This is a genomic window from Rhodopseudomonas sp. (genome assembly GCF_048594845.1).
GTDB lineage: Bacteria > Pseudomonadota > Alphaproteobacteria > Rhizobiales > Xanthobacteraceae > Rhodopseudomonas.
Window position 1 is genome coordinate 21,424 of sequence record NZ_JBMDXE010000391.1, and the last position, 6,726, is coordinate 28,149.

The following is a 6,726-nucleotide window of genomic DNA, read 5'->3' on the forward strand; positions in this document are numbered from 1 at the left end:
GCGCATGTCGCCAGCGCTGATCCGATCAACGCAGAACGCAGCGCCGCTGAGCCCACCAGCGACACCGATCCTGCCACGTTGGAGCAGGATGATTTCGACTCGGGTGACTTCCCTTCATCCGGTCTTGAAGCGAGCCTCGAAGCCGAACTCGGCGTCGGTCTTGGTGCGGGTATTGGCGCGGGACTAGGAAAGGGACTTGGCGCGGCTCTCGGCGCTGGCACGCTGGGGGCCGCAGAGCCTGCTCCTTCAGCCCCCAGTACGAGCGCAATGGCGATGCTCACGCCGTTTCCCAGTATGGCCCCTGCGCTGAGCGGCGGATCGACTGCCGATCAGGTTCTGCTATTCGGCGGCTACGATGTCTGGAGCAACGGCAACTCCGCCTCGGCCGGCCTGCACTGGGCGCAGAACGGGCTCAACAACGACGGCTTCGTGATGCGGCTATCGCTGTCCAATGCCGTCGAGCGCTATTGGACTCCACGCCGCCTCTACACGACCGACATCTTCCGCGCCGCGATCATGCCGGGATGGCGATTCAAAGCCGGCGAGTTTGAACTCAAGCTGTTCGCCGGGCCGGACTTCGAACATCACAACCTCACGCCGGACGATCCGACATCGAAGTGGCGGGGTGGACATCCCGGGCTGCGGATCGCCGCGGAGGCCTGGGCCCAACCGGTCCCCGAGTTGATGCTGACTACCTCGTACTACGCGACCACGATCGCGGCAGGATACGGCTTCCGCACCGCGGCCGGCTGGCGACTGCTCGATTCGTTCTGGATCGGGCCGGAATTCTCCGGATCACGCGACGAGTTCAGCCGGCAGAATCGCCTCGGCTTTCATCTCACCGGTCTTGCATCCGGCCCGGTCGAATGGTCCATGGCGATGGGTTATGTGAGTGACAGTTTCGGCCGCACCGGCAGCTACGCGCGGCTCGCCGCGCAGATGCGGCCGTAATCGGTCAGCCCAGACGCCAGGCCGAGATCGGCTCTGCGTAGCCGCGCATGGTGACGCGACCGACCATCTCGGCATCGGCCGCCGCGGCGCCGACCTCGTCCCGGATCGCCGACGAGATCAACAACTGCGTGCCGAACTCCTTGTTGAGGGATTCCAGTCGCGCCGCGAAGTTCACTGTGTCGCCGATCACCGTGTATTCCTTGCGCCGCGGTGAGCCGACGGTGCCGACCACCGCGTCGCCGATATGAATGCTGATGCCGATCCGCAGCGGCCAGGGGTGGTCGGTGTTGTTCTCCTCCATCGCCGACAGCATCTCGCGCCCCGCCGCGACCGCGCCTGTCGCCGCATCGGGATCCTCGATCGGTGCCCCGAACAGCGCGAGAAAGCCGTCGCCGAGAAACTTGTTGACGATGCCGCCGTGCTGCTCGAGTACGTCGACGAGAACCTCGAAGGCCTCATCAAGCCGCGCCACGACCTCGCCCGGCGTCCTTGCGCGCGCCGCGCCGGTGAAATTTCGGAAGTCGACGAACATCACCACGACACGGCGGGTCTCACCGCTGCCCTGAGCGCCGGTGTCCAGCAATTGCTCGACGACTTGCGGCGAGACGTGTTGTCCGAACAGATTGGTGACTCGATCGCGCGCATCCGCGGCGCTGATCGACCTCTCGAATTGCCGGCGCAGCTGAGCGCCGACGCCGCCGGCGAGCAGGCCGCAGGTCAACACCATCAAGCTGCGGATCAGATGAAAGGCGAAATCCGGCGGCGGATCGTGGGGAAAACCGGGCGGGTGATATAGCATCGCGATGCCGAACAGTTCGGCGGCCGCGACGAAGCCGGTGAACAGCGACAATCGAAAGTCGAGCCACAACGTCGACAGGATGATGAAGATGAAATAGCCGAGCGGCGCCGCGAAGGCGAGCGCCTGCGCCGACCCCATGGTGCCCATCTGCAGATAGATGGCGACCGTCGGCAGGCTGGTTTCGATCAGCACCCCGATGTAGCGGCCGATTTGCGGGCCATCGCGGCCGGTCGCAAGACGGCGACGCAGATACACGATCGCCGAGAGTTCGAACACCAGCAGCGGCAGATAGGACGTCAGCAGCGGCAACAGCAGGAACTGGCCGTGCCAGATCTTCTCGATCGCGGCCGGGAACAGCCAATGGGAAACGAGAAGTATGCCGAGCAGCAACGTGACGGTGGCCAGCAAGGCCTTGGCGCGTAACAGCTCGGTCAACAGGATCTCGCGCGTCAGCGTGCTGCGCACGTCGTCGGACAGCGAGCGCCGTCGCGCCCTCGCCGCTGCTCTGCGCCACCGCATCTGCATCCGGCGCTCCTCTTCAGTCCAGCGTCCGGCGGAATCGCGTCACCGCGATCGTCATCGCCACCAGCATCAGCGCGGCCAGCGCCAGCGTATCGTAGCGCAGGTTTTCCAGCGTCGAGCCCTTCAGCATGATGGCGCGGACGATGCGCAGATAATGCGTCAGCGGCAGGCACTCGCCAATGTACTGCGCCCAGCGCGGCATGCCGGCGAACGGGAACATGAAGCCTGACAAGAGGATCGACGGCAGGAAAAACATCATCGAGGCCTGCATCGCCTGCAGCTGGTTCTGCACCAGCGTGGAAAACGTGTATCCGATCGCCAGATTGGTGGTGATGAACAGCGTCGACAACAGTGCCAGCAACGGCAGGCTACCACGCAGCGGCACGCCGAACAGAAACACGCCGATGCCGATGATCAGCGACGCCTGGATGAAGCCGACGCCGACATAAGGCAGAATCTTGCCGAGCATCACCTCGACCGGCGTGATCGGCATCGCCAGCAGGTTCTCCATCGTGCCGCGCGCGATCTCGCGCGGCACCGACAGCGCGGTGAAGATCAGCATCGTCATGGTCAGGATGGTGCCGACCAGCCCCGGCACGATGTTGAGCCGCGACGACGCGGCGGGGTTGTAGCGCGCATGAGCGCGGATCTCGAACGGCGGATTGCCGGGATCGCCGGCGACACGATCGTGCTCCAGCGCCGATTGCACGATGGCGCCGAGCGCCGACAGCGCCGAGCCGGCCGCGACCGGGTCAGTGGCATCGGCGGCGACCAACAGCGCCGGCTTGTCGCCCCGCCGCACCGCGCGCTCGAAGCCGCGCGGGATCTCGACGCCGAACAGCACTTTGCCGGAGAGCAGGAGCGCGTCGAATTCCGCAACGCTCTGCACCTGGTGGACGAACTGGAAGTAAGCGGTGTTCTCCAGCGCCTTCAAGATCGAGCGGCCGAGATCGCTGTCCTCCTGCAGCAGCACCGCGGTCGGCAGATGCCGCGGCGTGGTGTTGATGGCGTAGCCGAACAGGCAGAGCTGCATCACCGGGATCACGATGATCATCGCGAAGGTCAACCGGTCGCGGCGAAGCTGGATCAGCTCCTTCACCAGCATCGCGTAGGTGCGGCGCAGGAAGCCGAAGCGCTGCCGGGGGAGCGGCTTGATGCGCTCCGGCGCCTTATCTTCCGCGGCGCTCATTGGAAATTGTCCTTGCTGCGGCTCATCAGCTCGATGAATACGTCTTCCAGCGACGGCGCGCCGTGCTGCCAGTGCTGATCGGCGTTGCCGCGATACGGCGCGAGCGTCGCTTCGAGCGCGGCGTGATCGCGGCCAGAAACGTGCAGGCTACTGCCGAACGGGGCCACCATGTCGACGCCGGGCTTGCCGGCGAGCTCATGCGCCAGCGCGCCGAGCCCATCGCCGGTCACCACCCAGGTGGCGAGCTGCGAGGCGGCGATCACCTGCTCGACGGTGCCATGCGCCAGCAAATAGCCATAGGCGATGTACGCAATCTCGTGACAGCGCTCGGCCTCGTCCATGTAGTGGGTCGAGACCAACACGGTGAGACCCTCGGCGGCGAGCGCGTGGATCTCGTTCCAGAAGTCGCGCCGCGCCTTCGGATCGACGCCGGCGGTCGGCTCGTCGAGGAGCAGCAATTGCGGGTTCGGCAGCGTGCAGGCACCGAGCGCCAGCCGCTGCTTCCAGCCGCCGGACAGTTCGCCGGCGAGTTGCTCCTCGCGGCCCGACAGGCCGAGCCGCTTGATCATGTCGCGGGCGGCGCCGCGCGCATCGGGCACGCCGTACAGCCGCGCGACGAACTCCAGATTCTCGAGCACCGACAGGTCCTGATACAGGCTGAAGCGCTGCGTCATGTAGCCGACCTGTCGCTTGATCTTGTCGGCGTCACGCGTGATGTCGTAGCCGAGGCAGGTGCCCTCGCCGCTGTCCGGCGTCAGCAGGCCGCACAGCATGCGGATCGTAGTGGTCTTGCCGGAGCCGTTCGGCCCGAGAAAGCCGTAGATCGAGCCGCGTTTCACCTGCATCGACAGATCGTGCACGACCTCGCGGCCGTTGAAGGATTTGGTCAGTCCCTTGACGTCGATCGCGATCTCGGCGGCGGTCATGACTTGGCGCCCGGCGCGCTCTGCGGCGACGCGGCGGTCTTCGGCATCGGGAAAATGCTGACAGGTTGACCGACCCGCAACGATGTCGGCCGATCCGGCCGCGCCTGGATCAGATAGACCAGCTTGTTGCGTTCATCGAGGCTGTAGATCACCGGCGGGGTGTATTCCGCCTGTGTGGCGATGAAGTAGATCTTGGCGGTGAGATCCGGCGCGCAGCCGTCGCAGGTGACGCGTACGCTGTCGCCGATCGCAAGCTGCGGCAATACCGGTTCGGGTACGTAGAAGCGCAGCTTCATGTTGCCGGGCGGCAGGATCGACAGCACCGGCTTCTGCGCGCCGACCATCTCGCCTTCGCGGAAGTAGATCTGCTGCACCGGCCCCGTCACCGGCGCAAAGACCTGACGGCGCGTCAGCCGCGTTTTCGAGGTCTCGACCCGCGCCTCGGCGACGCGCAGCGCCGACACTGCCGCGTCGAGATTGGCCTGCGTGCCGGAGCCGGTTTTCGACAGCGATTGCGCACGGTCGAAGCTCTGCCTGGCGTTGGCCAGCGTCGCGTTGTTCTGGTTGAGATCGGCCTGCTGCAGATCGTCATCGAGCGCGTAGATCAGCTCGCCCTTGCGCGCCTCGTCGCCCTCGCGCACCGTCAGCTTGGTGATGCGGCCGGACTCGTCGGGACTGACGAAGATCAGGTCGGCCTCGACCCAGCCCTGATAGCCGCGATCGGCGGTGTTGCCGCAGCCGGACAAAGCCAGCGCGAGCGCGGCAACGCAGAAGCTGCGCGACAGCATCGGCTTGCGCATCATCATGTCCTTTCCCCGAAAATCAGATCGAGCTGAGTCCGCAGCATGGCCTGCATGTCCAGCGGTGCGAACCGGCCGAACAGCGCCTGCCAAATCACCGTCAACATCGCCGGCGCCACCACGAGCTGCGGAAACTGCGCCAGCGCAGTGCTCTTGATCTCGCCGCGCGCGACGCCGAGTTCGATCAGCCGGCGCAGCCCCGCCATGCCGGGCTCGACCACGGTGCGGTAGTGAAATTCGGCGAGCGACGGAAACCGCGTGCCTTCAGCGATGATCAGCCGAACGATATCGCCGCGGCGGGTCTGAGCAACATCGCGCAAGAAGGCTTCGGCAAAGCTCTCGAGCATCTGCCGCACCGAGACGTCCGCTGGCAGCGGCGCCCTCAGCCGGTTGACGGTCGGCAGCAGCGAAGCGCGCACCAGCTCCTGGAACAACGCTTCCTTGTCGGTGAAGTACAGATAGATGGTGCCCTTCGCGACCCCGGCCCGCTTGGCGACGTCATCGAGCCGGGTCGCGGCGAACCCGCGGGTCGTGAACTCGTCCAGCGCCGCCGCGATGATCGCGGCACGGCGCTCAGCGGCCTTAGCGGCGCGCGCCCCGCCGGCGGCGTCCGGTGCAGACAGCTTCGAGGGTCTTGCCGCCGCGCCAGCACTACCGCGGCGGCGGGCCGCCGGAGGCTGGGGTCTGGCCGGCTTTTCAGGAGGGGAACGGACCATATTGTGATTATGACTGACCGGTCAGTCATAATCAACGCTACATTGCTACCGCCTCGGCTTGGCCCGGCAGTCAAGTTGTAGCTTTCAGGCGAGAACACGGTTCCGGCCGCCGCGTTTGGCCCGGTACAGCGACTGGTCGGCGCGCAGGATGGCGTCCGACAGGCGCTCGTCGGGCTGCGCGACGGCGCCGCCGACGCTGATGGTCACGACCCGACCCGCGCCCAGCGCCGGATGGGGAATGCGCAGATCGGCGACGGCGCAGCGCAGCCGCTCGGCGGCTTTCAGCAGAGCTGGCTCGTCCATGCCCGGCAGCACCACCGCGAACTCCTCTCCGCCATAGCGCACCACGATGTCGCAGGACGGGCGCACATGGAGACGGATGGCGGCGACGATGCGCTGCAGGCAGATATCGCCCTCTGCATGACCGCCATGGTCGTTGAACAGCTTGAAGTGATCGACGTCGATCATCAGCACGCCCTGCCCGAGCGAAGGCACCAGCGAGGTGGCATCGTGCTCGATCACTTCGTCGAGATAGCGCCGATTGAAGGCGCCGGTGAGCGGATCGGTGTTGGACAGCTTGCCGAGGGCCTCGTTGGCCTGGCGCAGCGACTGCTTCAGCAGCGAGTCGTTGCGACGAATCTCTTCCAGCTCCGCAATCTGCTTGTCCTTGCGCTGTCGACCGCGCAGCGCCAGCAGGCCGCACACCACGGCGCAAACCACGAGATCGAGGTTGATGATCGCCGGCGGCCACGTCAGGCCGCTCACCGTGATCAGCACGTAGAGCACCGTCGCCGCGATGGTCATGACCTGCGTGACACGCCAC

The 6,726-nt window shown here is 66.0% G+C and carries 7 protein-coding genes; 1 reads left to right on the forward strand and 6 read right to left on the reverse strand.

The annotated features are described in order from the left end of the window. Window positions 1-267 precede the first annotated feature (267 nt). Window positions 268-951 (forward strand): cellulose biosynthesis protein BcsS, encoded by a 684-nt coding sequence (gene bcsS, locus ACOJTD_RS26850; RefSeq protein WP_420135887.1) that lies wholly within the window; start codon window positions 268-270, stop codon window positions 949-951. A gap of 4 nt (window positions 952-955) precedes the next feature. Here bcsS and ACOJTD_RS26855 read toward each other — a convergent pair whose 3' ends face one another. From ACOJTD_RS26855 to ACOJTD_RS26880, 6 genes are all read right to left on the reverse strand, one after another. Beyond that, a complete protein-coding gene (locus tag ACOJTD_RS26855) occupies window positions 956-2,275 on the reverse strand; it encodes an adenylate/guanylate cyclase domain-containing protein (protein ID WP_420135888.1) in 1,320 nt (439 codons plus the stop codon). A 13-nt stretch (window positions 2,276-2,288) separates the two neighbouring features. After that, window positions 2,289-3,461 (reverse strand): ABC transporter permease, encoded by a 1,173-nt coding sequence (locus tag ACOJTD_RS26860; protein WP_420135889.1) that lies wholly within the window; start codon window positions 3,459-3,461, stop codon window positions 2,289-2,291. After that, window positions 3,458-4,387 carry an ABC transporter ATP-binding protein gene (locus tag ACOJTD_RS26865; RefSeq protein WP_420135890.1) on the reverse strand — a complete coding sequence of 310 codons (930 nt, stop codon included), beginning with the start codon at window positions 4,385-4,387 and terminating at the stop codon, window positions 3,458-3,460. The genes ACOJTD_RS26860 and ACOJTD_RS26865 overlap by 4 nt, the downstream gene beginning before the upstream one ends. Beyond that, window positions 4,384-5,187 (reverse strand): HlyD family secretion protein, encoded by an 804-nt coding sequence (locus tag ACOJTD_RS26870; RefSeq protein WP_420135896.1) that lies wholly within the window; start codon window positions 5,185-5,187, stop codon window positions 4,384-4,386. The genes ACOJTD_RS26865 and ACOJTD_RS26870 overlap by 4 nt, the downstream gene beginning before the upstream one ends. Window positions 5,188-5,189: 2 nt before the next feature. Beyond that, window positions 5,190-5,903 carry a TetR/AcrR family transcriptional regulator gene (locus tag ACOJTD_RS26875; protein ID WP_420135891.1) on the reverse strand — a complete coding sequence of 238 codons (714 nt, stop codon included), beginning with the start codon at window positions 5,901-5,903 and terminating at the stop codon, window positions 5,190-5,192. A gap of 84 nt (window positions 5,904-5,987) precedes the next feature. Then, window positions 5,988-6,726 (reverse strand): GGDEF domain-containing protein (locus ACOJTD_RS26880; RefSeq protein ID WP_420135892.1); only part of this gene is annotated, 739 nt, incomplete at its 5' end.